The sequence below is a fragment of the Nocardia sp. bgisy118 genome (assembly GCF_057708605.1).
Map to the genome: position 1 here is coordinate 198,488 of NZ_JBYISM010000010.1, position 26,594 is coordinate 225,081.

At 69.2% G+C, this 26,594-nt stretch carries 25 protein-coding genes and 1 pseudogene; 10 read left to right on the plus strand and 16 right to left on the minus strand.

Annotated features, from left to right (window positions below):
* Nucleotides 1-126 precede the first annotated feature (126 nt).
* Complete coding sequence (locus AC3EO7_RS15435) at nt 127-285, plus strand: hypothetical protein (RefSeq protein ID WP_431971164.1); 159 nt, start codon at nt 127-129, stop codon at nt 283-285.
* A 136-nt stretch (nt 286-421) separates the two neighbouring features.
* On the opposite strand, the gene AC3EO7_RS15440 is transcribed toward AC3EO7_RS15435, so the two are convergent.
* The 6 genes from AC3EO7_RS15440 to thiO form a co-directional block, all read right to left on the minus strand.
* Nucleotides 422-1,267, minus strand: coding sequence for an adenylate/guanylate cyclase domain-containing protein (locus AC3EO7_RS15440; protein WP_435591554.1), 846 nt, complete (start codon nt 1,265-1,267; stop codon nt 422-424).
* Between the two features lie 307 nt (nt 1,268-1,574).
* Complete coding sequence (locus tag AC3EO7_RS15445; protein WP_431971163.1) at nt 1,575-2,375, minus strand: ABC transporter permease; 801 nt, start codon at nt 2,373-2,375, stop codon at nt 1,575-1,577.
* Nucleotides 2,375-3,391: an ABC transporter ATP-binding protein gene (locus AC3EO7_RS15450; RefSeq protein ID WP_431971162.1), complete on the minus strand. Its 1,017-nt coding sequence runs from the start codon at nt 3,389-3,391 to the stop codon at nt 2,375-2,377. The genes AC3EO7_RS15445 and AC3EO7_RS15450 overlap by 1 nt, the downstream gene beginning before the upstream one ends.
* A gap of 118 nt (nt 3,392-3,509) precedes the next feature.
* On the minus strand, nt 3,510-4,271 hold the full coding sequence (thiG, locus tag AC3EO7_RS15455) for a thiazole synthase (RefSeq protein WP_431971161.1): 762 nt from the start codon (nt 4,269-4,271) through the stop codon (nt 3,510-3,512).
* A 33-nt stretch (nt 4,272-4,304) separates the two neighbouring features.
* Nucleotides 4,305-4,523, minus strand: coding sequence for a sulfur carrier protein ThiS (gene thiS, locus AC3EO7_RS15460; protein ID WP_431971160.1), 219 nt, complete (start codon nt 4,521-4,523; stop codon nt 4,305-4,307).
* Nucleotides 4,520-5,617, minus strand: coding sequence for a glycine oxidase ThiO (thiO, locus tag AC3EO7_RS15465; RefSeq protein WP_435591540.1), 1,098 nt, complete (start codon nt 5,615-5,617; stop codon nt 4,520-4,522). The genes thiS and thiO overlap by 4 nt, the downstream gene beginning before the upstream one ends.
* Nucleotides 5,618-5,737: 120 nt before the next feature.
* Here thiO and thiE point away from each other — a divergent pair, with 120 nt between their 5' ends.
* Nucleotides 5,738-6,442, plus strand: coding sequence for a thiamine phosphate synthase (gene thiE / locus AC3EO7_RS15470; RefSeq protein WP_431971158.1), 705 nt, complete (start codon nt 5,738-5,740; stop codon nt 6,440-6,442).
* Here the strand turns inward: thiE and AC3EO7_RS15475 are convergent, their stop codons facing one another.
* Nucleotides 6,443-7,126: an NUDIX hydrolase gene (locus AC3EO7_RS15475; protein WP_435591541.1), complete on the minus strand. Its 684-nt coding sequence runs from the start codon at nt 7,124-7,126 to the stop codon at nt 6,443-6,445.
* Between the two features lie 142 nt (nt 7,127-7,268).
* On the opposite strand from AC3EO7_RS15475, the gene AC3EO7_RS15480 reads away from it, so the two are divergent.
* The 3 genes from AC3EO7_RS15480 to AC3EO7_RS15490 are packed head-to-tail and all read left to right on the plus strand — an operon-like array spanning nt 7,269 to nt 12,226.
* The gene (locus tag AC3EO7_RS15480; protein WP_435591542.1) at nt 7,269-8,645 is read left to right on the plus strand and encodes a hypothetical protein; all 1,377 of its coding nucleotides are present in this window, start codon (nt 7,269-7,271) and stop codon (nt 8,643-8,645) included.
* A gap of 26 nt (nt 8,646-8,671) precedes the next feature.
* Nucleotides 8,672-9,652 carry a glutamate ABC transporter substrate-binding protein gene (locus tag AC3EO7_RS15485; RefSeq protein WP_435591555.1) on the plus strand — a complete coding sequence of 327 codons (981 nt, stop codon included), beginning with the start codon at nt 8,672-8,674 and terminating at the stop codon, nt 9,650-9,652.
* A gap of 6 nt (nt 9,653-9,658) precedes the next feature.
* On the plus strand, nt 9,659-12,226 hold the full coding sequence (locus AC3EO7_RS15490; RefSeq protein ID WP_435591543.1) for a serine/threonine-protein kinase PknG: 2,568 nt from the start codon (nt 9,659-9,661) through the stop codon (nt 12,224-12,226).
* A gap of 239 nt (nt 12,227-12,465) precedes the next feature.
* Here the strand turns inward: AC3EO7_RS15490 and AC3EO7_RS15495 are convergent, their stop codons facing one another.
* Together AC3EO7_RS15495 and pta are read right to left on the minus strand one after the other, a co-directional pair.
* Complete coding sequence (locus AC3EO7_RS15495; RefSeq protein WP_435591556.1) at nt 12,466-13,674, minus strand: acetate/propionate family kinase; 1,209 nt, start codon at nt 13,672-13,674, stop codon at nt 12,466-12,468.
* 126 nt (nt 13,675-13,800) lie between these two features.
* On the minus strand, nt 13,801-15,873 hold the full coding sequence (pta, locus tag AC3EO7_RS15500; RefSeq protein ID WP_435591544.1) for a phosphate acetyltransferase: 2,073 nt from the start codon (nt 15,871-15,873) through the stop codon (nt 13,801-13,803).
* Nucleotides 15,874-15,972: 99 nt separating this feature from the next.
* On the opposite strand from pta, the gene AC3EO7_RS15505 reads away from it, so the two are divergent.
* Nucleotides 15,973-16,479 carry a nitroreductase/quinone reductase family protein gene (locus AC3EO7_RS15505; protein WP_431971153.1) on the plus strand — a complete coding sequence of 169 codons (507 nt, stop codon included), beginning with the start codon at nt 15,973-15,975 and terminating at the stop codon, nt 16,477-16,479.
* 57 nt (nt 16,480-16,536) lie between these two features.
* Here AC3EO7_RS15505 and AC3EO7_RS15510 read toward each other — a convergent pair whose 3' ends face one another.
* Together AC3EO7_RS15510 and AC3EO7_RS15515 are read right to left on the minus strand one after the other, a co-directional pair.
* Complete coding sequence (locus AC3EO7_RS15510; protein WP_435591545.1) at nt 16,537-16,794, minus strand: hypothetical protein; 258 nt, start codon at nt 16,792-16,794, stop codon at nt 16,537-16,539.
* Complete coding sequence (locus tag AC3EO7_RS15515; RefSeq protein WP_435591546.1) at nt 16,767-17,882, minus strand: hypothetical protein; 1,116 nt, start codon at nt 17,880-17,882, stop codon at nt 16,767-16,769. The genes AC3EO7_RS15510 and AC3EO7_RS15515 overlap by 28 nt, the downstream gene beginning before the upstream one ends.
* Nucleotides 17,883-18,567: 685 nt before the next feature.
* Here AC3EO7_RS15515 and AC3EO7_RS15520 point away from each other — a divergent pair.
* The 3 genes from AC3EO7_RS15520 to AC3EO7_RS15530 all read left to right on the plus strand — a co-directional run bounded on the left by AC3EO7_RS15520 (nt 18,568) and on the right by AC3EO7_RS15530 (nt 20,187).
* Complete coding sequence (locus AC3EO7_RS15520; protein WP_435591547.1) at nt 18,568-19,017, plus strand: RpiB/LacA/LacB family sugar-phosphate isomerase; 450 nt, start codon at nt 18,568-18,570, stop codon at nt 19,015-19,017.
* An 85-nt stretch (nt 19,018-19,102) separates the two neighbouring features.
* Entirely contained in the window at nt 19,103-19,735 is a 633-nt protein-coding gene (locus tag AC3EO7_RS15525; RefSeq protein ID WP_435591557.1) for a DJ-1/PfpI family protein, read from the plus strand.
* Nucleotides 19,732-20,187 (plus strand): MarR family winged helix-turn-helix transcriptional regulator, encoded by a 456-nt coding sequence (locus tag AC3EO7_RS15530; protein WP_435591548.1) that lies wholly within the window; start codon nt 19,732-19,734, stop codon nt 20,185-20,187. Before AC3EO7_RS15525 ends, AC3EO7_RS15530 begins: the two co-directional genes overlap by 4 nt.
* A gap of 155 nt (nt 20,188-20,342) precedes the next feature.
* On the opposite strand, the gene AC3EO7_RS15535 is transcribed toward AC3EO7_RS15530, so the two are convergent.
* On the minus strand, nt 20,343-21,098 hold the full coding sequence (locus tag AC3EO7_RS15535) for an HAD-IIA family hydrolase (RefSeq protein WP_431971313.1): 756 nt from the start codon (nt 21,096-21,098) through the stop codon (nt 20,343-20,345).
* Between the two features lie 294 nt (nt 21,099-21,392).
* Between AC3EO7_RS15535 and fgd the strand changes: the two genes are divergently transcribed.
* Entirely contained in the window at nt 21,393-22,403 is a 1,011-nt protein-coding gene (fgd, locus tag AC3EO7_RS15540; RefSeq protein ID WP_431971148.1) for a glucose-6-phosphate dehydrogenase (coenzyme-F420), read from the plus strand.
* Nucleotides 22,404-22,564: 161 nt separating this feature from the next.
* Here fgd and AC3EO7_RS15545 read toward each other — a convergent pair whose 3' ends face one another.
* From AC3EO7_RS15545 to AC3EO7_RS15560, 4 genes and pseudogenes are all read right to left on the minus strand, one after another.
* Nucleotides 22,565-23,203, minus strand: coding sequence for a class I SAM-dependent methyltransferase (locus tag AC3EO7_RS15545; RefSeq protein WP_435591549.1), 639 nt, complete (start codon nt 23,201-23,203; stop codon nt 22,565-22,567).
* A 73-nt stretch (nt 23,204-23,276) separates the two neighbouring features.
* Complete coding sequence (locus AC3EO7_RS15550) at nt 23,277-24,569, minus strand: glycosyltransferase 87 family protein (protein WP_431971146.1); 1,293 nt, start codon at nt 24,567-24,569, stop codon at nt 23,277-23,279.
* Between the two features lie 280 nt (nt 24,570-24,849).
* Nucleotides 24,850-25,719 (minus strand): amidohydrolase family protein, encoded by an 870-nt coding sequence (locus AC3EO7_RS15555; RefSeq protein WP_435591550.1) that lies wholly within the window; start codon nt 25,717-25,719, stop codon nt 24,850-24,852.
* A 460-nt stretch (nt 25,720-26,179) separates the two neighbouring features.
* Nucleotides 26,180-26,594: pseudogene (locus AC3EO7_RS15560) on the minus strand (pyridine nucleotide-disulfide oxidoreductase); the annotation flags it as partial.

Genomic DNA, 26,594 nt, shown 5'->3' on the forward strand with positions numbered 1-26,594 from the left:
AGTTCAGCATCACATCCGATCAAGAAAAAATCAAGCGTGCGTGCTTGTTAATTGCTCGAGCAGGTCAACGGCATGACGGCATACCCGCCAGGGGCGTTCGGGGCGGGGACCCACCAGAATGGCCCCATGTCCACCGACGTCACCGTGATCCTGCTGCTCGCCCTCGCCGGCTTCCTGATCGGCGGCGCGTACTCCACGTGGAAGACCTCCCGCCCCCTCTCCATCTCCCTGGCGGTCTGTGCGGTACTCGCCGCGGCAGGCGCGATCGCCTGGGGCTTCCTCTAGTCTCGGCCGCCAGCCGCCTCATCCGCATCTGAGCGACACCTCACGTCCGGACGGTTGTCGCGAAACTGCGGCCCCCGCCCGCACCGACCGTCCCGCCTGCGAATTCGGCCGGAACGGGCCACACGCGGCGACTGGGCTAGTTCTTCGACAACCGGAAGATGCGGAGGTCTTCCGGGACGCCGCTGAGGGGGGCCGCGAAGAAGCTGCGTCGGTAGGGCTTGACGGTCAGGCCGAGTTCGGCGAGGGTTTCCGGTTCCAGTGATTGGAGGGTGGCCTCGGAGAGCATGGTGTTGCCGTTGCCGCCCGCCTCCATGACGCGCGCGGCGATGGTGACGTCGACGCCGAGCCAGTCGCCGCCGATCTCGCGCGGCGAGCCGGTGTGCAGGCCCATCCGCATGCGCGGGCGGTAGCCGCGCAGGTCGATCTGGCTCAGATTGCGCTTGGCCTGCACGGCGGCGCGCACGGCGCGATCGGCGGAGGGGAACACCGCCATGACGCCATCGCCCATCCGCTTCACCACCCGGCCGCCACGGTCGGCGATGGGCGGTTCGATGGCCTTGGCCACCTCGCGCAGCAGTTCGAGGGTCGCCTCGTCGCCCGCCGTCAGCGACCAGCTGGAGAAGGCCACCAGGTCGGTGAACATGACGGTGATCTCTTCGCCACCCTTTCCACGGCCGACACGCTCCAGCATGGCCTGCCAGACCTGCAACGCGCCGAAACCGATCTCGCGGGCCGCGCTCGGATTGTCGCCGACGAGTTTGTCGGCGGCCCTGGCGACCGCGCGGGCGCCGCCAGGCCCGCTCACGGACAGCGGATCGCCGAAGGACGGATCACCCGGAAGTTGTTCGCGCGCCTTGCGCAGCACGTCGATCAGATCCGGACGCTGATTGGCCGCGTTCATCAACGCCGCGATCTGCTTCTTGCGAAGAGCCCGCCCCGAACGACGGGCGCCGTTGGCCTCGTCGGCGGGCGACAACGGAATCACGACCTCGGGTTCGGCGCCGCCATCGTCCTCCGGTCGCGACCCTGGTCTGGGACCGCCGGACGGTGTATCGCTCACGCCCCGAGCGTATCTCAGCCGAAGGAGCGTCGGCCGGTTACCAATGATCGCCGAAAAACAACCACCGGCCCGGCGGTGAAGGGGGATTGCTTCACGCACCGGGCCGGTGACCCGCACAGCCCGCCGGGCAGTGGCGGACAGTGCTACCGGGGTCGCGAACCTCCCGACAAGGTCGCGTCCCCGGGCCCGAGTAGCGAGGGAGGGCAACTCGGGCAGCTCTTCGATTTTCTCAGGCGTCGCGCTTGTTCACCACGACCAGCGCCGCGCCGAACACCAGGGCGACGAAGGCCGCGAAGTAGAGCAACGCGGGCCAGGCGCCCCAGTGCCACGGCAGCGCGGTGTCCTCGAGGCCGAGGAAGCGGTTGGCGTTCTGGAAGGGCAGGAACACCTGGATGTTGCGGCCGTACTTGCCGAAGGCGCCGATGATCGGCTCGATCAGCACCGGCCACACGATCAGCAGCGACAGCGCGCCCGCCGACTGGCGGATCAGGGCGCCGACGCCCACCGAGAGGAAGACGACCAGCGCGGCGAAGATCGGGACCGCGTAGAAGACCTTCAGGTCGCCGTCGGTCAGGCTGAGCTTGCTGCCGACATCGCTGTCGGTCAGCCCCTCGAGTATGAGGAAGCTGAGGAAGGTCAGGATCCCCGACAGCACCGCGGCGCCGACCGCGATCATGCTCGCCTTGGTGGCCAGCACCACGGAACGGTGCGGCACCGCGAGGAAGGTGGCCTTGATGGTGCCGAAGCGATATTCGCTGGTCACCGCCAACGCGGCCAGGATCATGATCAGGATGTAGCCGAAGCCGGGGATGAACGAGACGCCGGTGATGCCGAGGCCCGCCATCACGTTCTCCGCGTACGGCGGATCCGGCGTGATCGACGGGTCTTCCCGGTAAGCGTTCATCGACACGTTCAGCAGCAGGCTGAACAGGGCCGTGATGCCGAGGGCGAAGACCACCGTGAGAGCGGCGCACCACCAGGGCGACCTGGTCGAGGTGAGTTTGATCCGTTCCGCTGCCAACACGCCCATCAGAGCGCACCTCCCATCGCTGTGTAGGACGCGGCGTCCGCGGGTCCCTTCGTGGTTACGCCGGCTGCCGCCTCCGGGCCCGTCGCTCCCGCCGGGTCGAAACCCTCACCGTGGTACTGCACCGAACCGCCCGTCATCCGCATGAACGCCTCCTCCAGCGAGGCCCGCTGCGGCGAGAGCTCGAACAGCGTGATGTCGTTCGCGCCCGCGAGCTTGCCGACCGCGTCGCTCGGTACGCCGGCGACCAGCAGCGCAGGTCCGTCCTGGCCCGCACCGTCCTCGCGCACGGTCATGCCGTTGGAGGTGAGCAGGCTGCGCAGCTGGTCCAGCTGCGGGCTGCGCACCCGCACCGACTGCTCGGAGGCTCGCTCGATGAATTCTTGCGTCGTGGTGTCGGCGATCAGCTGACCGCGACCGATCACCACCAGGTGCTCGGCGGTCTGCGCCATCTCCGAGAGCAGGTGACTCGACACGAGCACCGTGCGGCCCTCGGCTGCCAATCGCTGCATGAACCGGCGGATCCACAGGATGCCCTCCGGGTCGAGACCGTTCACCGGCTCGTCGAACAGCAGCACCTCGGGATCGCCGAGCAGGGCGCCCGCCAGGCCGAGCCGCTGCGACATGCCGAGCGAGAAGCCGCCCGCGTTCTTGCCCGCGACCTCGGAGAGGCCCACGAGCCGCAGCACCTCGTCCACCCGCGACTTGGCGATGCCGTTGGACGCGGCGAGCCATTGCAGGTGCGAGCGCGCCGAACGGTTCGGATGTACCCACTTGGCGTCCAGCAGCGCGCCGACGGTGCGCAGCGGATGGCCCAGCTCGTGGTACTGCTTGCCCTTGATTAGCGCGGTACCCGCGGTCGGCGTGTCCAGGCCAAGGATCATCCGCATCGTGGTGGACTTACCGGCGCCGTTCGGTCCCAGGAAGCCCGTCACCTGGCCGGGTCGCACGGTGAAGGACAGATCCTGAACCGCGGCGGTCTGGCCGTAATGTTTGGTCAGGCCCCTCAGTTCGATCATGGTGTCCAGCATTCCGCAAAACCGCGCGTCGCGCGTCACTACAAAGTTGTCGATTCAGTCATCCTTGCGGATGAGTTGCCCCTGAGGCCCCTGGTTCGTTGCCCCTGAGTACCCCGGTTCAGAGCTCCGGGGAGGACGCCTGGGCCCAGAAGCGCTTGGGGATGCGGCCCGCCTGCCTCGCGAGATGGCCCGCGCGGACGGCGTCGGCCATTGCCGCGGCCATCAGTTCGGGGCGCTTGGCGCGAGTGACTGCGGTCGCGAGCAGCACCGCGGAGCAGCCGAGCTCCATGGCGAGGGCGGCGTCGCTCGCGGTGCCGATGCCCGCGTCCAGGATCACCGGGACGCCGGCGGCGGCCACGATCATCTCGATGTTGTGCGGGTTGCCGATACCGAGCCCGGTGCCGATCGGGGCGCCGAGCGGCATGACCGCGGCACATCCCGCGTCCTCCAGGCGCCGCGCGAGCACCGGGTCGTCGGAGGTGTAGGGCAGCACGACGAAGCCTGCGTCAACCAATTGTTCGGCGGCGCTGAGCAATTCGATCGGATCGGGCAGCAGGGTGCGTTCGTCGGCGATCACCTCGAGCTTCACCCAGTTGGTGTCGAGCGCCTCGGCGGCCAGCTGCGCGGTGAGCACGGCCTCGGCGGCGGTGCGGCAACCCGCGGTATTGGGCAGCGGCATGATGTCGAGACGCTTCAGCAGGTCGAGCACGCCGGTGCCGCCCGCGGCGTCCACCCTGCGCATGGCGACCGTGGTGAGCTCGGTGCCGGAGGCGACCAGCGCCTCCTCCAGCACGGTGAGGCTCTCCGCGCCGCCGGTGCCCATGATCAGCCGGGACCCGAATTCGCGGTCGGCGATCCGTAGCGGGGTCTGCGTACTCACATTGCCTCCGTAGCACTGTCGAACGGCGCCGGCTCAACCACCTTGGACCGCCGTGAGCACCTCGATGTTCCAACCGCGACCGACCTGCTCGTCCCAGCGCGACTTCGGGAACACCGCACCGTCGACGGCCAGCGCCACCCCCTGACAGGGCAGCTCCAAGCGGGCCAAAAGCTCACGGACGGTGAGCGGTTCGGCGAATTCGTGATCCTGCCCGTTCACTGTGACGCCGATGGGAACGGATGTCGCGGTCATCGAACTCCTCCTGCGGTGGATAGGGACGGCGCTCCCGGCGTCGTCGAAAAGCGTTGCGGGTCAGCGGCTTGCGCCTCGGCAAGCACCGTGCCGTCGAGCAGGGCGAGCACCGCGTCGACGGTCAGCGGGACGGTGAGCATGCCGTTGCGGCCGTGCCCGGTGGCGGCGATCACCCGGTCGGCGAGCCTGCCGATCAGCGGCAGGTTGTCGGGGCTGCCCGGCCGCGAACCCGCCGCGGCCTCGGCCAGTTCGTATTCGCCGATGCCGGGCAGCACGGCCTCGGCGTCGGCGATCAGGTCGCGGACACCGGCCACGGTCACCGCCGTGTCGAAGCCGGCCTCGTATTGCGTTGCGCCGACGACGATTCCGTCCCGGCGTGGCACCAGATACACCGGTCTGCCGTGCACCCTGGCGCGGATCACCCGTCGCGGCGCGGGCGCGGCGCCCGGCCGGTGCCGCAGCCGCAGGATCTCCCCCTTGACGGGCCGCACCGGCAGTCCCGGCCACAGCCGCGCCGAGGCCGCGCCCGCGGCGAGCACGATCTGGTCGTGGGCGAGCGCGTCGAGGTCGGTGATCTCCTCGGCGCGCAGCTCGACGCCCGCCGCGGCCACGGCGTGCCGCAGGCCGTCGAGCAGACGCCGGTTGTCGATGGCGGGTTCGGCGGAGGCCAGCAAACCGGCGCGCACGGTGCGCGCGAGCGCCGGTTCCAGTGCGCGCACGCCCGCGCGATCCAGCACGCGCAGCTCGTGACCGTGTCCACCCACCCAGTCCGCGACGGTGCGCAGGTCGGCGGCGTCCGCGCCGTCCAGCGCGACGGTCAGGGTCTCGTCGGCGACGAAGACCTGTGCGCCCGAGACGGATTCCAGCCTGGCCGCGAACTCCGGCCAGCGGGCCAGCGCGGCGGCGCCGAATTCGAGTACGCGATCCTCGCCGGGCCAGCCTTCCGAGAGCGGAGCCAGCATCCCGCCGGCCACCCACGAGGCGCCCGATCCGACGGCGGGATCGAACAGCGTGACCTGCCATCCCGCCTCGGCGGCCCGCCACGCCACCGACAGCCCGATGGCGCCGCCACCGACGACGGCGAGAGTCCGCATGCTGTCCACCTACCTCATCCGTGCGGGGGGTACTCGCGCACCGTCTCAGCGCGCCGCGGCCGCCGTGCTCGTCCCGCCTTCTGTTCGCATCCCCACGGTAGCGCGGCTACCGTCGAAGGCGTGCAACCCTCCCTCCCGAACCGAACGCTGCCGCCACGGGAGCGCCTGGCTACCGCGCGGCTCTATCTGTGCACCGACGCCCGGCGCGAGAAGGGCGATCTGGCCAAGTTCGCCGAAGCCGCGCTCGCGGGCGGGGTCGACATCATCCAGCTCAGAGACAAAGGATCGCCGGGCGAGGCCGAATTCGGGCCGATGGAGGCCAAGGCCGAACTCGGCGCGCTCGCCGAGCTCAAGGCCGCCGCCCGCAGGCACGGCGCGCTGCTCGCGGTGAACGACCGCGCCGACATCGCGCTCGCCGCGGGCGCCGACGTGCTGCACCTGGGCCAGGGCGACCTGCCGCCCTGGTACGCGCGCCGCATCCTCGGGCCCGACGTGGTGATCGGCCGCTCGACGCACAACCGCGCCCAGGCCGGGCTCGCCGCCATCGACGAGCACATCGATTACTTCTGCACCGGCCCGGTGTGGTCGACCCCGACCAAGCCGGGCCGCCAGGCCGCGGGCATCGATCTGATTCGCTCGACCGCCGACGCGCATCCGACCCGGCCCTGGTTCGCCATCGGCGGGATCGATCAGCGGCGACTGCCCGAGCTACTGGAGGCGGGCGCCGAGCGGATCGTGGTGGTCCGCGCCATCACCGAGGCCCGCGACCCGGAGGCCGCCGCCCGCGAACTCAAGTCCGCGCTGCTGGCCAACGCGAGGCCGTAGTCAGGACAGCACCTGTCCCCTGGTCAGCGAAAGTGCCGTGACCGGGGGCGGCAGCTCCTCGGCAACCGGTTCCTCGACGGGCGCGTCGACGATTCGTGCGACGCCGCCCGGTCCTTCCGGATCCGAGTGCAGCCAGATGAATCCCTGGTCGGCGAGGTCGACGGTGCGCGGAAGGGCCGCGGCGACGGCCCGCGAATCGTCGAGTTCGGTGAGACAGGCCCGGGCCGGGACGGCGCGCAGCGCGGGCCAGGCGACAGCGAAACCGGGGTGCAGCGGCCGCGCCTCGACCTCCTCCTCCGGCACCCAGGCCAGCTCGGTGCTCTCCCGATTGGCGCTGGTCGGCAAGGTCATCACCGCGTCGGCGATCACCGTGGTGTAGGTCCAGCCGCTCAGCGCGGACGCCGTTACGCGTTCCGCGCGCACGTGGACGTCCGCGGGATGGATGCCCGCCTCCTCCCAAGCCTCGCGCACCGCCGCGTGCACCGGCGTCTCGTGGCTGTCGCGCGCACCGCCGGGCAGCGCCCAGGTCCCGCCCTGATGACTCCACGGGGCGCGATGCTGGAGCAGCACCGCCGAGCCGCCCGCCGCGAGCGGCGCGCGTAGCAACAATCCGGCAGCACCGAACTTGCCCCAGTGCTTCAGTCCGTCCGGACCTCGCGACCACCCGTCGCCGTCACCGCGCATCGCTAACCATCCTCATCCAGCCGCGGTCGTGTGCGCATCCCGAGCACCCCATCAGGGGGTGTTTCACACGCCACGGCACCGGTAGGACCACAATAAACTGCGACGCAGGCGCACAGGTGGGGCGCGGACCCGGAGGTGGACAATGGCTCGGACCGAGCAGCTTGCGGCCCCGCGGCCGCCGTCGGTCGCCGCCGAGCACCCGCGCAAACACCTCGGCGGCGTGTCCGCCGCGGCCGTCCGCGAGCACCTCGATCCCGCCAATCTGCGATCCTTCGCGCACTCGTCGCCGGGTCGGCTGATAGCCCTCGGATTGCTGCTCATCGGCCTGTGCCTGACCGCGGGCGCGGTGACCGCGTCGACGGTGGGCGATCGCCAAGAGGCACTGCACATTCTGCTCGACGACACCGAGCCGGACGCGCACTCCGCGCACCGCCTCTACACGTCGCTGTCCATCGCCGACGCCGCCGCGAGCACCGCCTTCATCGCGGGCGGTGTGGAGCCGGAGGCGGTGCGCGACAGATATTCCCAGGCGGTCGGCGAGGCGGCGGCCGAGCTGGTCATCCAGTCCGGGCATACCGCGGGGTACGCCGACACCGGCGCCGACGTGCGCCTGCGGACCGGCATCGCGACCGGCCTGCCGATCTACTCCGGCTTGGTCGAAACCGCTCGCACCAACAACCGCAGCGGTTACCCCGTCGGCGCGGCGTATCTGAGCGAAGCGTCGAACCAGATGCAGACCAGCCTGCTGCCGATGGCCGAGGAACTCCAGGAGCACCGTTCGGACGCGGTGGACGCCGCGCAGCGCGCCCATGTCCGCCCGCCGTGGACGGCTATCGGATTGCTGATTCTCACGCTGGTCGTGCTGGTATGGGCACAGACGCAACTGGCGAGGCGGTGGCGCCGCACCTTCAATGTCGGTCTGCTACTGGCCTCCGGTGCGATGCTGATCCTCTTGGCGTGGACCGTGATCGCCGGATCGCTGTCGGCCGCCGCGATGATCAGCGGCCGCGACGACGCGGCCGTGCCCGCCTCCCGGCTGATCGAAGGTCGCATCCTTGTCCAGCAGGCCAGGGCCGCGGAGACGCTGAAGCTGGTGCGCCGGGAAGTGACCGGCGACTACGACCGCACCTTCGACGCCGACGTCGCCCGTCTCGACGAGCTGCTCGCCGGCTACCCGGGTTCCGCGCCCGCCGCCGACGAGGTCGCGAATGCCCGTGCCGCACTGGAGCGTTGGCGTACTTCGCATCAGCGGATGAACGACGCGCTCGCGCACGGCGATTACCACGGCGCGGCGGCGGTGGCCACCGGTCCTGGCGCCGCCCAGTCCACCGCGCACGTCGACGCGCTCGACAACTCGCTCGACAGCGGCATCACCGAGACGCGAAACACCTTGCGCTGGGAGATCTCCCGGGCGATTCGCGTGCTCGACCTCCTCGCCACCGGCGCCATGGTGCTCGGCATCGTCGCCGCCGCCTATGTCGGCATCGGCCTGTGGCCTCGACTACGGGAGTATCGATGAGCGCATCATCGACCACGACGGCCCCGATGCGTACGGCGCGCGGCCTGCTGGCCGCCGCACTCGCCGCCACCGCCTTCCTCGGCGGCTGCGCGTCGTCCACCGACACCGTGGGCACCACCAAATCCGGCTCTTACACCGAGCCGCCGCTGCCCGCGAAAGCCATTCCAGTAGAGACCGATACGCCGCTGCCGCACACCGCCGAGCCGCAGTGCGGCGACCCCACCGCCAGCCTGCGGCCCACGGGTTCCGGCCCGGCCGCGAGCGGCCCGACCATCGACGCCATCCGGGCCCGCGGCCGGTTGCTGGTCGGCCTCGACGCCGGAAGCAACCTGTTCAGCTTCCGCGATCCGGTCAGCGGCACCCTCGTCGGCTTCGACGTCGACATCGCCCGCGAGATCGCACGCGACCTACTCGGCAACCCGGATCTGATCGAATACCGCATCCTCGGCTCGGCCGACCGGGAGCGCGCCCTGCAGGACCACACCGTGGACGTGGTCGCCAAGACCATGACCATCACCTGCGAACGGCGCACGAAGGTCGCGTTCTCCACCGTCTACCTGCGCGCCGACCATCGGGTGCTGGCCATGAAGAACTCCGGCATCACCGGCATCGCCGATCTGGCGGGCAAGCGAGTGTGCGTGGTGCTCGGCACCACCTCGCTGGACCGCATCCGGCGCGAACAGCCCGCCGCCAGCCTGCTGACCGTGCCGACCTGGGCCGACTGCCTCGTGGTGCTGCAACAACGGCAAGTCGACGCGGTGAGCACCGACGACGCGATCCTGGTCGGCCTGGCCGCCCAGGACCCGTATACCGAGGTGGTCGGCGGCAGCCTCAGCGTCGAACCGTACGGCATCGGCATCGCCAAGGAAGCCGACGATCTGGTGCGTTTCGTCAACGGCACCCTGGAGCGGTTGCGCACCGACGGCACTTGGGTGCGGATCCACGAGCGGTGGCTCGCCACACTCGACCCGACGCCCACTCCACCCGCTCCCACGTATCAGGACTGAGGAGCGATGACCACGCGATACCTCCCCTTCCCGCGACCGGACGACGACCAGCCGATGGGTTCCGGGCCTTCTGGCTCGGAACCCGAGAACGCCGAAGCGCCGCCGACGATCCGCTCGTCCGACACGCCCGCGCCGGGCGGTGGCCGAACAGCCAGCGGCACAGCGCATTCCGAGGACGAAGGACCGGCCACCCAGCTGAGTCCCTCGTCCTCGCACACCGACGACGAGGGGCCCACCGGGCCGGTACGGGACCACCGGACGGCGTCCGGGGATACCGCGGCACGCGCAGCCGCGACCGCCGCGGCGCGACCTCAGGACCGAACCGTCGAACCGACCGGCACCATGGCGTTCGCCGAACCGCCGGGCACGATGGCCGCCGAAGTCAGCGACGAGACCCCCCGCTCCGAGCCGGATTCCGGTGGGGCATCGCGCACTTCGGGCCGCAGCGTGCGCACCGCGCGGTCCCGGCCCTCGGTGCGCAGGCTCGGCGGCGGCTTGGTGTCGATCCCGACGGTCCCGCCCACGGACCCGATGGCGGCGGTGCTCACGAATCCGGTGGTCTCCGAGGGCAGGCGCTTCTGCTGGCGCTGCGGCAATCCCGTCGGCCGAGCGACCGCGGTGCGCCCGGCGACGACGGCAGGCGCCTGCGAGACCTGCGACGCGCCTTACGATTTCCGTCCTTCGCTGCACCCCGGCGATATGGTCTCCGGCCAGTACGAGGTCCAGGGCTGCCTGGCGCACGGCGGACTCGGCTGGATCTACCTCGCGATCGACCGCAACGTCAGCGACCGATGGGTGGTGCTGAAGGGCTTGCTGCACGCGGGCGACGCCGAAGCGCAGGCGGTCGCGGTGGCCGAGCGTCAATTCCTCGCCGAGGTCGCCCATCCCAGCATCGTCAAGATCCACAACTTCGTCGAGCACCCGGGCCAGGACGGCTCCCCGATCGGCTATATCGTGATGGAGTACGTCGGCGGGCGTTCACTGCGCGCGGTGCTCGACAGCTACGAGCGGCCGGCGCGGATGCCGGTCGCCGAGGCGATCGCCTACGTGCTGGAGATCCTGCCCGCGCTGGATTACCTGCATTCGATCGGCTTGGCCTACAACGATCTCAAGCCCGACAACATCATGATCACCGAGGACCAGGTCAAACTGATCGACCTCGGCGCGGTCACCACCATCGAGGCATACGGAAACCTATACGGCACCAAGGGATTCCAGGCCCCGGAGATCGCCAGGACCGGTCCGACGGTGGCCTCCGACATCTGCACCGTCGGGCGGACGCTCGCCGTGCTCACCCTGAACCTGCCGATGGAGCACGGCCGCTACCTGGACGGCATTCCCGATCCGGCACAACAACCCGTGCTGGAACGCTACGAGTTCTTCCACCGCCTGCTGCTCACCGCGACCGATCCGGACCCTGCGCGCCGGTTCGGCTCGGCCCGCGCGATGGCCGCCCAGCTGTCGGGCGTCTTGCGGGAGATCCTCGCGCTGGACACCGGCGCCGAGCATCCACAGTTGTCCACAGTGTTCAGTCCACAGCGCTCCAGCTTCGGCACCGAGGAACTGATCAGCCAGACCGACGCCTACGCCGACGGCATCGGCCGCAGCAGACTGCTGCGCTCCGCGGACATCGCGGCGGCGCTGCCGATTCCGCTGATGGACGCCGCCGACCCGTCCGCTCCCATGCTCGCCGTCGCCGTGCACACGGAGCCACGGCAGGCGCTCGAGGCGCTGCACGAGGCTCGCGAACGCGCCGCCGCCGACCCCGAGAACGCCCCGGAGACTTTGGATCTGGAACTCTCCCTCGCCGAGGCGAGGCTGCGGCTCGACATGCACGAGTCGGCCGCGGTGCTGTACCTGCTGTCCCGAATACCGGCGCACGACTGGCGGATCGACTGGTACACCGGGCTCGCCGAGCTGCGAGAGCAGAACTACGAGCGGGCGTTCGCGGCCTTCGAGGCGGTGCTGCACGTGCTGCCCGGCGAGATCGCACCCAAGCTCGCCCTCGCCGCGACTGCGGAACTGATTCTGCAGCACTGGGATTCGGAGGACCCGGAGCAGTGGCGGGCCTACGCGGAGAAGTTCTACGGCACCGTCTGGCGCACCGACCAGGCGGTGGTGAGCGCGGCATTCGGGCTGGCCAGGCAGCTCGCGGCGGCGGGAGGGGTCGAGGCCGCGGTGGACGCGCTCGACGAGGTCCCCAGCTTCTCACGGTGTTACGCCGCGGCGCGGATGACCGCAGTGCTCTTGCAGCTCACGGCGTCCCCGGTGGCCGAGCTCGACGAGTCGACGCTGCACGTGGCGGCCTCGCGCGTGCAGACGCTGCCCGCCGGTGAGAGCCGCGCGCTCCAGATGCGCGTGCTGGTCCTCGGCGCCGCACTGACCTGGCTGCAAGCGGGCAACACCCCGAAACGCCCCGATGCCGAGCTGTTCGGCGCGACGTTCACCGAACGGGATCTGCGCGACGGCACCGAATCGGGGCTGCGCGCCCTCGCTCGCCACGCGCCCGGGCGCAAACATCGCTATGCCCTGGTGGATCTCGCCAACAGCATCCGCGCCCAAACCTGGTTCTGACCCGAGAAACCCGGCCGCTGCGGCGGAACAGCGGCCGGGCCGGATCCGGGCGCGGGAGCAGTCGGCGGCCGGGAGGTCCCGCGGGACGCGCCGGTCCGGGGGCAGCCGGAGCGGCTGTGGGAGGCGAGGGCATCGCTCCCTACGGCTCGCGGGGCTCCTCGGATACCTGGACCCCGATCCGCTGTCCATGCTGGCGGGGCGACCATGAGGAATCCGTGAGGTTTTCTAGAGCTGTTGTCCTACCGCTCCGAAACCACCTGCCTGGCGGCGCGGGCTATGGCGAGTTCCTCGTTGGTCGGGACCACCAGGACCGCGACCGGGGCGTCCGGCGGGGAGATGAGCCGGGCGGAGCGGTTGGCGGCGGTGTTGCGCGCCGGGTCGACCTCGATGCCGAAACCGGACAGACCGGCCAGCGCGTCGGCGCGGACCTGGGGGCTGTTCTCGCCGACTCCCGCGGTGAACGTGATGGCGTCGACGCCGCCCAACTCGATCAGATACCCGCCGAGGTAGCGGCGCAGCCGGTGGATGTAGACGTCGTAGGCCAGCCGGGCCGCGGCGTCGCCCGCGTCGATCAACCGTTGCAGTTCACGGAAGTCGTTGACACCGGACAGGCCCTTGATGCCGGAGTTGCGGTTGAGAAGTTCCTCGATCCGATCGATGTCGAAGTGCGCCGAGCGCACCAGGTGACCGATGATGCCAGGGTCGATGTCGCCGCCCCGGGTACCCATCACCAGCCCCTCCAGCGGCGTCAGACCCATGCTGGTGTCGATCGGCTTGCCGCCGCGGATCGCCGACGCGGACGCACCGTTGCCGAGGTGGAACACGATCTGGCGCAAGGTTTCCGGGTCGCGATCGAGCACCTGGGCGACCTGGCCCGACACGTATTCGTGCGAGGTGCCGTGAAAGCCGTACCTGCGGATGCCGTGCGCGGCGGCGACTTTCGCATCGATCGCGTATGTCCTGGCCGCCTCGGGCAGACCGTGGAAGAACGCGGTATCGAACACCGCGACCTGCGGCACACCGGGCAGCAGCTCCCTGGTGCTCTCGATTCCGGTGACATTGGCCGGATTGTGCAGCGGGGCGAGGGCGGACAGCTTCGAGATCTCCTCGACCACCGCGTCGGTGATCAGCGTCGGCTCGTAGAACACTTCCCCGCCGTGCACCACCCGGTGCCCGACGGCCCGCACGCCCGCGCCGCTCAGGTCGTAACCGGTTTCCGCGAACAGGTCGAACACCACCTGCAACCCGGCCTTGTGATCGGCGATCGCCTCGGTGCGCTCGATAGTGCGGCCCCCTGCGCGATGCTCGACGGCGCCCTCCCGCTCCCCGATCCGTTCCACCAGACCGGAGGCCGCCACGGCGCCCGTCTCCGGGTCGAGCAGCTGGTACTTGATGGACGACGAGCCGGAATTGATCACCAGCACAAGGTCATCGGCCGCGTTGCTCATCATGCCTCCTGCGTCTCCTTGCGACCTCGCACCGTCCCGGCGCGCGGCCCCTACCCGCGGCAACCCTGCTCACCGCGCGTTTGTTCCTGGTGGGCGAGTGCCCAGTCTCCACGCGAGTACGCAGCCTCACTGCCCTTGCGCCTGGATGGCGGTGATCGCCACGGTATTGACGATGTCGGCGACCAGCGCGCCGCGCGAGAGATCGTTGACCGGCTTGCGCAGGCCCTGCAGCACCGGGCCGATCGCGATGGCGCCCGCGCTGCGCTGCACCGCCTTGTAGGTGTTGTTGCCAGTGTTGAGATCCGGGAACACGAACACCGTGGCTCGCCCGGCCACCTCGGAGTCGGGCAGCTTCGTATCGGCTACCGTCGGCTCGATCGCCGCGTCGTACTGAATCGGGCCCTCCACCAACAGTTCCGGGGCGCGCTCGCGGACCAGCTTGGTCGCCACCCGCACTTTGTCGACGTCGGCTCCGCTGCCGGATTCGCCCGTGGAGTAGGACAGCATGGCGATCTTCGGGTCGATGCCGAACCGCGCGGCCGTCTGCGCGGAGGAGATCGCGATATCGGCCAGCTGTTCGGAGCTCGGGTCGGGGACGACAGCGCAGTCGCCGTAGGCGAGCACCCGATCGGCCAGACACATGAGGAACACACTGGAGACGGTGGAGACGCCCGGCACCGTCTTGATGATCTCGAAGGAGGGCCGGATGGTGTGCGCCGTGGTGTGCGCCGCACCGGAGACCATCCCGTCGGCGATGCCCTTGTGGACCATCATGGTGCCGAAATAGGAGATGTCGGAGACGGTTTCGCGGGCCCGCTCCAGCGTCATGCCCTTGTGCTTGCGCAGTTCGGTGTACTCGGCGGCGAACTCGTCCAGGTAGCCGGAGGTGCGCGGGTCGAGCACCTCGGCCTCGGAGATGTCGACGCCGAGTTCGGCGGCGCGGGCCCGGATGGCGGACTCGTCGCCCAGGACGACCAGATCGGCGATCTTGCGCTGCAACACGCGCCCCGCCGCGCGCAGGATGCGGTCGTCGTCGCCCTCGGGCAGCACGATCCGCTTGCGATCGGCCCTGGCCTGCTCGATCAGCTGGTACTCGAACATCTGCGGGGTGACCACGGAGCTGCGCGGAACGCTGACGCGCCGCAACAACTCCGGCGCGTCCACGTGCTGTTCCATCAGGGCGAGCGCGGTGTTCACCTTGCGCGGGTTGCCCGCCGACATCCGGCCCCTGGTGCGGTACGCGGCGCTGGCCGTGTCGTAGGTGCCCAAGCTCGTGGTGAGGATCGGCAGCTTCTGTTTCAGGCCCGCCATCAGGCGCGCGACCGCGGGATGCGGCAGCATGCCGCCGTTCATGATGATGCCGGACAGCGACGGAAAGCCTTCGGCCTCATGGGCGTTCACGACGCTCAGCAGCACGTCGGAGCGGTCGCCCGGCGCGATCACCACGACGCCGTCGACGAGGCGTTCGAGGATGTGCTCGGCGGTCATGCCGCCGACCATGACCTTCAGCGCCTCGCGCTGCAGCAATTCATGGTCGCCGCTGTACATTTCGCCGTCGACCGCCTCGCACAGCTCGGCCATGGTCGGCGCGATCAGCAACGGCACCTCCGGCAGCGACCAGGACGGAACATCGAAATCACACAGGACGGAACAGATTTCGTTCAGATCGTCCGGATCACAACGGTTCGCGACGATCGCCACCAGCGCCGCGTGCTCCTGGTGCAGCTCGCTCGCGCACAGCTCGACCAGCTGCCTGACCTCGGCCGGAGTGCGATCGGAACCGCGCACCACGAGCAGCACCGGCGCGCCGAGATTCACCGCGATCCTCGCGTTGAAACGCAGCTCGCTCGGGCTGGCCACGTCGGTGTAGTCGCTGCCGATCACCACCACCGCGTCGCAGACCTTGGCCACGTCGTGGAAACGCATCACGATCTCGCTGATGGCGGCGTCCGGATCGCTGTGCACCTGTTCGTAGGTGACGCCGACGGCCTGGGCGTAGTCGATGTCGGCGGTGCTGTGCTCGAGCAGCAGCTCCAGGATGTAGTCGGGCTCGGTGGTCGAGCGGGTGATCGGACGGAACACCCCGACCCTCGCGGTGGTGGCGCACAGCATCTGCAGCACGCCGAGCGCGACCGTCGACTTGCCGGTGTCCCCCTCCGGCGAGGCGATGTAGACGGTGGACGGAGCGGATTCGACCATGATCCCGAGCTTAGTGAGCCGCCACGCCGAGGCCCGGCCAACCGATGGCAAATATTCGGGAAATCACGTTCGGCCGCGACCTCGCCTATATTCCGGCGTATGACGACGCAGTTCCCGGACCGGCAGTGGGGTTCGCGCACCAGCATCCTGTCCCGCGTGGCGAACCGTTTCGCGGCGACCGAACCGGGGTCCTGGGTGATTCGCAAGATCACCCCGCTGGACCGCCGGGTGCTGGAGCGCACCGACGCCAAGTACACGATTCTGGGACCGATCGGCGCGCCGGTCATCCTGCTGACCACCACGGGTCGCAAATCGGGTCAGCCGCGCACCCAGCCGCTGCTGTACGTGCACGACGGCGACACCCTGTACGTCATCGGCAGCAACTTCGGCCAAGCGCACCACCCGGCCTGGACCACCAACCTGCTCGCCGACCCGAACGCGACGGTCGCCATCGCGGGCGAACGCATCCGCGTCACCGCGACCTCGGTCGAGGGCGAGGCCAAGGAGCCGATCTTCCAGCGGTTCGTGGAAGTGACCGGCGCGTACGCCGCCTACCGCGACCGGACCACCCGCGATCTGCGCATCTTCGCGCTGACTCGCGCCTGAGTCGGTCGGACGGCGAGGTCCCGCTCGTCCCTGCCGGAGTCGACCTGTCTCGCCGGATCAGCCCATCGCACTATTGGCCGTGAGCTGCTCGGTCCGGCAGGCGGTCGGCTCGGAACCGGAGCGCACACCGCCCACTCGGCCCACCGCCCACGGGCGATCCGGTGCGAGCTGCCCGGCGTGGACCGGGTCCGACGACGCGGTGAGATCGCGCATGGCCACCGGTGAGGGTTTGAAGTACCGGCGCAAGCCCTCGGGTTTGCGGTGCCGGGATTTCGATCGGCCACCGATCAATCGCGCGAGGGGTCGGGTTGCCATGGGACATAGGGTCGTCCGTCGGCTTCCGCTGCTTGCTCGGCGGAATGTAGCTGGAACGGAGTGATGCCGCCGCCGTCCCACGGGCCGACCGATCCGGCGGCGACCGCGGCAGACGACTTGGGCGTCAGGTCGATCTCGTTGCGCACCACGGTGATCGGGCGGTCCGCGAGGGTGAACCAGTCCAGGTCGAGGAAATCGTGGCTGCCCTTGGTGAGGGCGCCGCGGCGCATGGCGTCGGCGAGGCGGGTGGCCATGCCCGCGGTCCGCAGGTGGCCCTCGTTGGCCTCGAACAGGCCGGCGCCGGCGTGGAGGTAGCCGGTTTCGAAGAGGGAGACCACCATGGCGAGCAGGCTGAAAGCGCGCGGGTCGTCGTTGGCGCGCGCCATGAAAGCGAAGACCTCGATCTCGTTTTCCAAGGTGGTGCCGTATCCGGCGAGCACATGCACCCAATCGTGCTGGGCCAGCAGTGGCGGCGCCGAACCGGGCAGACCCGGGGTGACGAAGCCGCGATCGCGGTAGAAGTCCGCGACGCCGCGGCCGAGGGTCCCTACCGGCAGCTCACGCAGCGACGCCCAGCGTGCGGCCAGCGCCGGATCGTCGCCGACCTGACCCCAGGAACTGTCCAGGCTCTCGGTGTGCAGCGCGGTGAGCCTGCGCGGGTCGAGGCCGCCGAGGTATCCGTTGCGTGCGAAATCGACCGCGGCGAGATCGATGGCGCCTTCGGCGTACTTGTGCGCCACCGCGATCATGTCGTCGTCGACGTCCAATGCGTCGGCGAACTCCCGCAACCGGGTCGCGACCACCGGCGGCAGCGGCCGCACCACCAGCGCAGACAGCAGCATGGTCTGCACGATCCGTGCACGGAAGATCCGGTTGCGCCGAGCCAATCGGACCGCGAATTCCGGTGCGGTGATGGGCTCCACTGTCGCCAACTCGACCGGGTGTCCGGTCATGGACAGGAACAGCGCGGGAATCAGCAACTGCTGCAACGGTGTCAGACCGTCCTCCCCCTGCGCGGCCGTGACCACACCGCGCGCGAGGATCTGCACCTCGTCGAGGTCTGGCGGGGTCAGCAGTACATCGTCCATCCGGTTCACCCTCCGGCCTCTCGAGCATCGGCAGTCACGGCTCATTATCGATGCGAATCGCTTCAGCGCGTAGTGGTTTCGCCGTCGGCGTACGCGGCGCCGCCTCGAGAGCCTGCGCCGCCGCCCACCGGCCACGAACGCAGAGCAGAGCCGGGAGGCTCGCGCCATGCTGCCCCGGGCGGATGTCCCGGGGCAGCGGTGTCAGCGTTTCTTCGCCCGTTACTGCCGGGGAATCCGGGTGGCCATGAGGCCGGCGAAGATGGTCAGCAGCACCTGAACTGCAGTCGGCCAGTCGACCAGAAAGCCGACGGGGACCGCCAGGATGACCGCCGCGTACAACTCCCAGAAGGGAACCTGCCCTGAGGGTGTCGGCTGTGGGCGGTGATCTTCGATTCCGGCCGCTGCCTGCTGCGATCAGGTGCGGTCCATCGACCTTCGGATAGCCGGAGCCGAAGGTGCGTCGTTATGAAACTGTTACAGAGCTTCCGCGGTTGCGCCAGGCGTCCAAACCCAGTTCAAAGCAGGTGTCCAGGCGACAACAGCGTGCACACCTCAGCGCGTAGGTTATCAATTCGTTACCTATCGAGGCAGCCTTGGCCGGTCCTCGCCAACACTTCGACACCAGTAAGAGGACGACGATCCGTTACCCGCTCCCCGAAGCCACGTCGCGCCCTATCGTGGTGACATGCGAATCTCGGTGGCGGCGGACGAGCGCGTTGGCGTGGCAAAGGAACTGGTCGACGAGCTGGGGAGGCGCGGGTTCGACGGGGTGCTCACGCACGGCGCGCTGTCGGAGAGCGAGCGGGACGACTGGGCGTGGGCCAGCGAGGCCGCGGCGCGCGATGTCGCCGAGGGCCGCGCCGACCAGGCGATCGTCTGCTGCTGGACCGGGACCGGCGCGTCCATCGCGGCCAACAAGGTGGCGGGCATCCGTGCCGCGCTGTGTGGTGACGCGACGACCGCCGCGGGTGCGCGCAAGTGGAACGACGCGAATGTGCTTGCGCTGAGCCTGCGTTCGACCTCGGCGGCCGAGCTCACCGAGATTCTCGACGCCTGGTTCGCGGGCGAGCCCAGCACGGACGCGGCCGACCGGGCCAATATCGCGCACCTGACGAAGATCGAGCGGGGGCACTGAGCTCGGCTCACGGACCACGCACGACTCCCATCGCATACCCGATCTATTGACAGCATGCTGTCAAATATGACAGGATGCTGTCATGATGACGAAGACAGTGCACACCGCGATCTACGACACCCTCGCCGACTGGGAGGTGGGAGCCGCCACCGCGCACATCAACAATCCGGCCTGGCAGGTCGCGCCCGGCACGTTCGAGGTCAAGACCGTCGGGCTCACCCGCGACCCGATCACCACCAAGGGCGGCATGCGGATCACGCCCGATCTGACGCTGGCCGAGCTGTCCCCCGCCGAGAGCGTGATGCTTATCCTGCCGGGCGCCGACACCTGGATGACCGGCGAACTCACACCTTTCGCTCGCACGGCGCGCGAATTCCTCGACGCGGGCGTACCGGTCGCGGCCATCTGCGGCGCGACCTTCGGACTCGCGAACGAGGGCCTGCTGGACGACAAGGCGCACACCAGCAACGTGGCCGAGTTCTTGGCCTACAGCGGTTACGCGGGCGCGGACCGCTACGTCGAGCAGCCCGCGGTGACCGACGGCAATGTCGTCACGGCCTCGGCGACCGCGCCGTTCGAGTTCGCTCGCGAGGTACTCGGACTGCTGGGCGTCTACGAACCGCACATCCTCGACGCCTGGTACCGGCTCTTCGCGCACAGCGATCCTGCGGCGTACGCGGTGCTCGACGCCTATGACAGGGCGGCGTCGCAGGCATGACCGAGACACCGGAGCAGGAGCTGTTCAGCATCGCCGCGATCACCTCGTTCCGGCTCAACGGCCAGTTCCTCGCCATCGCCGAGGAACTGGCCAAGCCCGCCGGGCTGACCGCGGCGTGGTGGCAGGTGCTCGGCGCGGTGCTTCGCGAGCCGCTGCCGGTGGCGGGCATCGCGCGCGCCATGGGCATCACCCGGCAGAGCGTGCAGCGCATCGCGGACCTGCTGGTGGACAAAGGACTCGCCGAATACCGCTCGAATCCAGCGCACCGCCGCGCGAAGCTGGTGGCCGTCACCGACGAAGGCCATGCGGCCGTCCGGCGGATCGATCCCCGGCACGCGGTGATCGCCGACCGGCTCGCCGCCGAACTCGGCGCGGACGACTTCGCCCGCGTCGTCGAGGCGCTGACCCGGCTGTCCGCGGCGGTCGACGCGATCACCGAGCGCGAAGACTAGCGGTCGCCGGACTCTCGCCGCGATCACCGACCGGCCCGCCGCCGAACTCGGCGCGCAGGAGCTCGCATGCACCACCGAATCACTGGCGCGCCTGCCAGCGGCGGACACCGCGCTCACCGAACGCGGATCAGCGGTGAGCGCACGCGAAAATCGGCTCAATCGAACGGCTTGTCGGTGCGCCCGACCAGGTCCGCGACCGAGTCGATGACCCGCGTCGGCCGGTACGGGTAGTGCTCGACGGACGCGCGGGTCGAAATGCCGGTGGTCACCAAAATGGTGCGCATGCCCGCCTCCAGTCCGGAGATCACGTCGGTGTCCATGCGGTCGCCGATCATCACGGTGGACTGCGAGTGCGCGCCGATGCGCCGCAGCGCCGAACGCATCATGAGCGGGTTGGGCTTGCCGACGTAGTACGGTTCGCGCCCGGTCGCGCGAGTGATCAACGCGGCGACCGAGCCGGTGGCGGGCAGGACGCCCTCGCGCGACGGGCCGGTGGCGTCCGGATTGGTGGCGATGAAACGGGCGCCGCGTTCCACCAGCCGGATGGCGGTGGTGATGGCTTCGAAGGAGTAGGTGCGGGTCTCGCCGAGCACGACATAGTCGGGGTCGCTGTCGGTGAGCACGTACCCGATCTCGTGCAACGCGGTGGTGAGCCCGGATTCGCCCACCACGTAAGCGGTTCCGTTGGGGCGCTGATCGTTGAGGAAGGTGGCGGTGGCCAGTGCGGAGGTCCAGATGGCCTCCTCGGGGATGTCGAGCCCCGTCTGACGCAGCCGCGCTTGCAGATCGCGCGGTGTACGGATCGAGTTGTTGGTGAGCACGAGGAACGGCGTTTCCTTGGCGCGCAGTTCGGCGAGGAACTCGTCGGCGCCCGGCACCAGGTGCTCCTCGCTCACCAGCACCCCGTCCATATCGGTCAGGTAGGACAGGATCGGCTCATCATCTGCGGTCACCAGACAATTGTCGGTTATCGAGGCGCGTGAGCGCATCGGACCGGGCACAGATGCGGCCGGTCACACACTCCGACTCCGCCCTGACTATGGTCGAAGCAGGCCGTGCGAGAACCCGATCGCGCGTGCCCGTCCGTCCGATGCGGCGGAGCGATCTCGCTCGGCCCACGGGATGCGGCACCGATCGGCTCGTCCGAACGACCGACGGGATGCGGAAGGCCGCACCCGCACAGCGAAGCGACAGGAGTGGCGCACATGGGTGAGTTGAGGCTCGGATACAAGGCGTCGGCGGAACAGTTCGGACCGCGTGAACTGGTGGAGATCGCGGTGCTCGCGGAGGAGCACGGCCTGGACAGCGCCACGGTGAGCGACCACTTCCAGCCCTGGCGGCACAAGGGCGGGCACGCACCGTTCTCGCTGGCCTGGATGGCCGCGGTCGGCGAGCGCACCAAGCGCATCCAGCTCGGCACCTCGGTCCTCACGCCGACCTTCCGGTACAACCCCGCGGTGATCGCGCAGGCCTTCGCCACCATGGGCTGCCTGTACCCGAACCGCGTCATGCTCGGCGTCGGCACCGGCGAGGCGCTCAACGAGATCGCCACCGGCTACACCGGCGAATGGCCGGAATTCAAGGAACGTTTCGGCCGGTTGCGCGAATCGGTTGACCTGATGCGCGCGCTGTGGACCGGCGATCGCGTCGATTTCGACGGCCAGTACTACCGGACGGTCGGCGCGTCCATCTACGACGTGCCCGAGGGCGGCATCCCGATCTACATCGCCGCGGGCGGCCCGCTGGTCGCGCGTTACGCGGGCCGCGCGGGTGACGGCTTCATCTGCACCTCCGGCAAGGGCATGGACCTCTACACCGAGAAGCTGATGCCCGCCGTCGCCGAGGGCGCCGCCAAGGCGGACCGTAGCGTCGACGACATCGACAGGATGATCGAGATCAAGATCTCCTACGACACCGATCCCGAACTGGCGCAGGAGAACACGCGCTTCTGGGCGCCGCTGTCGCTGACCGCCGAGCAGAAGCACAGCATCACCGACCCGATCGAGATGGAAGCCGCCGCCGACGCCTTGCCCATCGAGCAGATCGCCAAGCGCTGGATCGTCGCCAGCGACCCCGACGAGGCGGTCGCCCAGATCCAGCCCTACCTCGACGCGGGCCTCAACCACCTGGTCTTCCACGCCCCCGGCCACGACCAGCGCCGCTTCCTCGACCTCTTCCAGCGCGACCTGGCCCCCCGCCTTCGCAAGCTCGGCTGAGCCTCACAGAACTTCTACACGCTTCGCAGGGGCTGCGGCCTCTGCGAAGCGCGTGAAGACTCTGGCTTCCCGGCATGGCGTAGGCGCGACGGAGCCCAGTTCGCGATGCGGATTCGCCGCGACGAACTCCAGCAGCGACGTCGTGCCGATCCGGGCGAGATCTACTGTTTTTCGCAGACCAGCAGGTGGAATTCCATGCGGCCGTTACGGATACGGCGGTCTTCCTGGACCGCCAAACCAGCGGCTTCCAGTCGTTCGGCGATCTCGGCGATAGGGCGCAACCGAAAGCGGTTCTCGGTGAACGGCATTCGGGCCATGTCGGCGGGATCGCCAATGCCGAGCACCACCCGGCCCGAGGGGCGCAGCACCCGCGCGAGCTCGGCGAACGCCGGGGCTAAGTCGTCGATGAAATAGACGGTGTTGGTGCTGATCGCCGCGTCCAGTGATGCCGTGGCCAAGGGCATTTCGTGCATGGCCGCGGTGTGGAGCACGAGCCTGCCCGCGGCGATTTCGGCGCGGTACCGCTTGCTCGCCTCATCGAGCATGGTCGGTGCGATCTCCACGCCGTGCACAGCGCCCGTCTCGCCGACCGTGGCCAGCAACTCGTGGAGGCCGATGCCGCCGCCGAAGCCGATATCGGCCACCGTCGCGCCCGCACCCGCTTCCGTGGCCGCGACGGCGGCGGCCACGGTGGCGTAGTTGCCGCGGTTGAGAATTCGGCCGACCACGCGTCCTGCTACCCCGTCCGGCCGCCCCAACTGCGAGGCGACCGAGTCCCACAAACGATCTGTGATCCGCATGCCGACCATCATCGCGACCACCGGCGCGGAACGGAACGCCGACGCGCGACCCGGCGCGAATCGGTGCTGTCGTTCACCGGTCGGCGGACGAGCAGTCGAAGTTCTTGCCGCCCGGTCTCGTTGGTTCATCTCGATCGCTCTGCGCCGCGGACCGGGCCAGGCGGCGGACCATGAACGCGACCGCGCCGAGCGTCACCAGATACGCGATGACGTACGCGTTCATCAGCAGCGGCGCGACGGGCCAGGACGGCGGCAGCAGGAAAACGCCGACGCTCACCCAGGTTTCGCTCCAGTGGTAGGTCCAGCCGCCGATCGACAGGTACAGCACAGCGGCGGCAATCCACCAGCGCGGGTTCACCTGCGCCCGGTGCACCAGGTAGACGAGCAGCGGTACGAACCACACCCAGTGGTGCCCCCACGAGAACGGCGAGACCGCACAAGCGGTCAGTCCGGCGAGGGTGACCGAAAGGAGCCGCTCCCCGTGCCGATGCAGGGCCGTGGCGGCGACGATGCCCGCGGCCAGCACGGGCAACGCCAAGAGCAGCCACAGCCACAGCGGCGCGGGGCCGTGCGTCAGGTGGGCGAGGACGCCACGCAGGGATTGGTTGGCGGGGTGAGTGTCCGGGGCGATGCGCTCGGACTGGAAGAAGGTCGTCGTCCAGTACCTGCTGGAATCGGCGGGCAGCACGAACCAGGTCAGCACGACGGAGGCGAGGAAGGTCAGCGCTGCTGTGCCCGCCGCGCGCCACTGCCGCGACGCGAGCAATTGGACGACGAAATAGAGCGGCACGAGTTTGATGCCCGCCGCGACGCCGACGCCGATGCCGCGGAGTCTGCTGCGATCCGCGCGCGAGAAATCCCAGAGCACCAGCAGCATGAGGACGAGGTTGATCTGACCATAGAACAGCGTGGTGCGAACCGGTTCGATGAAGGTGCAGGTGAGCGTGAGCAGGGCGCTGCCCGCCGCCAGCCGCCCGGTGAACCGGTAGCCGAGCAGCCGCCAGCTCAGCATGATGCAACTGAACAGCACGGCGAGGTTGAGCGTCAGCCAGAGCGGGCTGAGGAATTGCCAGGGTATGAGATTGGTCGGCAGGAAGACGATCGCCGAGAACGGGGTGTAGGTGTAGAGCAGCCCGCGGAGGGTCGGCTCGGTGTAGAGGGGCTGATCGTGCAGGACGCGCCAGGCGCCGTCCCGATAGACGTGCACGTCGAGCCCGCCGACCAGGATGCCCGCCTTGTCCAGCCAGGGATCGACGGTGGTGAAGATCAACGTCACCGCGACGATCGCGCAGCCGAGCAGAAGGAGCAGCGTCGCGTTGGTCGGCGAGGCGACGAGCCGGGCGGACGGCGCGACCTGTCTGTTCACACAGGCCGATTCGCGCACGGCGCCCGGTCTTCGCGCCGCTCGCGACGAGGGAAAACGCCTGTGCACAGCCTTGTTCGAGCCGTGGCGATGCAACTGATCGATGCCTGCGTCGTGACGGTCCTCCGTGTCTACGGAGCCTTCGCAGCGACGTTCGTTACCGAGCCTCATCAACTTCGACCATAACCGCCGCCGTCCGGACGGTGGCGGCCGCGTCGGCGGACATCACCTGCGCGGCAGCGGATTCGGACTCCGAACCGCGCCGATCAACCGCAGCACAAGCTCATTCGATCACGGGAAACGGAATCGTATCCGCCGGTTGGATTCTCGGCAGTTCGTCGCGGCGCAGCGGGAGGGTCGGCTGCTCCGTGCGGTGCAGTGGCAGCGTCGGAGCTGGGTCGTACGTCGGACGCTCCCTGGCCGGGAGGCGGTAGAAGGCGCGGGCGTTGTCCTCCAGGACCGCATACATGTCGACGCCGACCACGTCGCAGATCAGATCGACGTCCGCGTCACGGAACGGCCGTCCGGCCCTGGTGCCGGGCAGGTCGGTGCCGAACATCAGCGCCTGCGGGTTCACGGCGTGGATGCGGCGCAGCGTGTTGGCGACATTCATCTCGACCCGCCCGAAACCGGTCGCCTTCACGCGGGCGCCACGGTCGACGAGGTCGAGCAGGTACGGCAGGCCCTCGTCGGACATACCGAGGTGGTCGACCGAGAGGGCGGGCAGCTTGGAGATCACCGGCTGCAGCGACGCCAGCATCTGGCCGTCCATGTACAGCTCGACGTGCCAGCCGGCGAGCTCGTGGGCGCGCAGCGCCTGCAATGTCATCTGGGTGATGTCGGCGGCGGCGCGCTTGAGGTTGAAGCGCAGCGCCCGCACGCCGACGCGATCGAGTTCGAGGATCTCCTCGTCGGAGGCATCCAGGTCGAGTCTGGTCACCCCGACCCATCCCTCGCCGAGCTCGGCCAGCGCCGCTTTCAGATAGGCCTGATCGGTCCCCTGGAACGACGCGCTGACCACGGCCCCGCCGCCGATGTCGAAGCGGGACATGCGCTTTCGATAGTCGGCGATAGTGTACGGGTCGGGCAGGTAGCCCTCGTTCTCGATCAGCGGATACCGCGGATCGATGATGTGGACATGGGCATCGAACACTTGTACAGAATGCCAGGGACAGGTGAACCTTTCCACGGGGAGGTTCGACAGGTGAACCTTTCCACAGGGAGGTTCGACAGGTGAACCTTTCCACAGGGAGGTTCGACAGGTGAACCTTTCCACAGGGAGGTTCTCCGGATGAGTACCTGCAACGGAAAGACAGGGGCTGCTCGTGCGCCGTCTACGCACATGAGCACCTGCCCCGGCAGGTGCTCATGTGCGGCAGGTGCCCATGTGCCGCAGGTGCCCATGTGCCGCCCGGCAGGTGCCCATGTGCCGCAGGTGCTCATGTGCCGCAGGTGCTCATGTGCCGCAGGTGCTCATGTGCCGCAGGTGCCCATGTGCCGCAGGTGCCCATGTGCCGCAGGTGCCCATGTGCGTAGAGGGCACACAAGCAACCTGGTCTTATCCGTTGGCAGGTGCTCATGTGGAGAACCACACCATGAGCAGGTACACCTGCTCACACCTTGTGCGGCTCGCTGGCGCGGAGCATGTCCTCGCGCTCGACGACCTTGACGCGCTCGCGGCCCTCGGGCTCGCCCAGTGCGCGCTCGTGGGCGTCGAGGCGGTACCAACCCGCCCAGGTGGTGAACGGGATGCCCTTGCCCTCGAGGAACTCGAGGACGGCCTGCGGGTCCGGGTTCTCCGCCGGAGCGAAGCCGGGGGCGTCGTCGAGCAGGCAGGCGATGGTCTCGTTGGCGTCGCCCTTGGTGTGGCCGATCAGGCCGACCGGGCCGCGCTTGATCCAGCCGGTGACGTAAGTGGCGGGCAGGTAGCGCGCCGGGCCGTCGGCGTTCTCGTCGGCGATCACGCGGCCCGCCTCGTTGGGCACGGTGCCCGCCTGATCGTCGAACGGCAGCTGGTTGATGTTCTGC

Bases quoted from the DNA above. Each gene is read 5' to 3' on its own strand.
- AC3EO7_RS15485 (WP_435591555.1), top strand. From the start codon at position 8,672: ATGCGTACGGCGCGCGGCCTGCTGGCCGCCGCACTCGCCGCCACCGCC.
- AC3EO7_RS15475 (WP_435591541.1), bottom strand. From the start codon at position 7,126: ATGCGCGGTGACGGCGACGGGTGGTCGCGAGGTCCGGACGGACTGAAG.
- AC3EO7_RS15495 (WP_435591556.1), bottom strand. From the start codon at position 13,674: ATGAGCAACGCGGCCGATGACCTTGTGCTGGTGATCAATTCCGGCTCG.
- thiS (WP_431971160.1), bottom strand. From the start codon at position 4,523: ATGACCGCGACATCCGTTCCCATCGGCGTCACAGTGAACGGGCAGGAT.
- AC3EO7_RS15535 (WP_431971313.1), bottom strand. From the start codon at position 21,098: ATGGACGGGGTGCTGGTGAGCGAGGAGCACCTGGTGCCGGGCGCCGAC.
- thiO (WP_435591540.1), bottom strand. From the start codon at position 5,617: ATGCGGACTCTCGCCGTCGTCGGTGGCGGCGCCATCGGGCTGTCGGTG.
- AC3EO7_RS15525 (WP_435591557.1), top strand. From the start codon at position 19,103: ATGACGAAGACAGTGCACACCGCGATCTACGACACCCTCGCCGACTGG.
- AC3EO7_RS15450 (WP_431971162.1), bottom strand. From the start codon at position 3,391: ATGATCGAACTGAGGGGCCTGACCAAACATTACGGCCAGACCGCCGCG.
- AC3EO7_RS15515 (WP_435591546.1), bottom strand. From the start codon at position 17,882: ATGGACGATGTACTGCTGACCCCGCCAGACCTCGACGAGGTGCAGATC.
- AC3EO7_RS15490 (WP_435591543.1), top strand. From the start codon at position 9,659: ATGACCACGCGATACCTCCCCTTCCCGCGACCGGACGACGACCAGCCG.
- AC3EO7_RS15480 (WP_435591542.1), top strand. From the start codon at position 7,269: ATGGCTCGGACCGAGCAGCTTGCGGCCCCGCGGCCGCCGTCGGTCGCC.
- AC3EO7_RS15510 (WP_435591545.1), bottom strand. From the start codon at position 16,794: ATGGCAACCCGACCCCTCGCGCGATTGATCGGTGGCCGATCGAAATCC.
- AC3EO7_RS15505 (WP_431971153.1), top strand. From the start codon at position 15,973: ATGACGACGCAGTTCCCGGACCGGCAGTGGGGTTCGCGCACCAGCATC.
- fgd (WP_431971148.1), top strand. From the start codon at position 21,393: ATGGGTGAGTTGAGGCTCGGATACAAGGCGTCGGCGGAACAGTTCGGA.
- pta (WP_435591544.1), bottom strand. From the start codon at position 15,873: ATGGTCGAATCCGCTCCGTCCACCGTCTACATCGCCTCGCCGGAGGGG.
- AC3EO7_RS15445 (WP_431971163.1), bottom strand. From the start codon at position 2,375: ATGGGCGTGTTGGCAGCGGAACGGATCAAACTCACCTCGACCAGGTCG.
- AC3EO7_RS15435 (WP_431971164.1), top strand. From the start codon at position 127: ATGTCCACCGACGTCACCGTGATCCTGCTGCTCGCCCTCGCCGGCTTC.
- AC3EO7_RS15530 (WP_435591548.1), top strand. From the start codon at position 19,732: ATGACCGAGACACCGGAGCAGGAGCTGTTCAGCATCGCCGCGATCACC.
- AC3EO7_RS15545 (WP_435591549.1), bottom strand. From the start codon at position 23,203: ATGCGGATCACAGATCGTTTGTGGGACTCGGTCGCCTCGCAGTTGGGG.
- AC3EO7_RS15520 (WP_435591547.1), top strand. From the start codon at position 18,568: ATGCGAATCTCGGTGGCGGCGGACGAGCGCGTTGGCGTGGCAAAGGAA.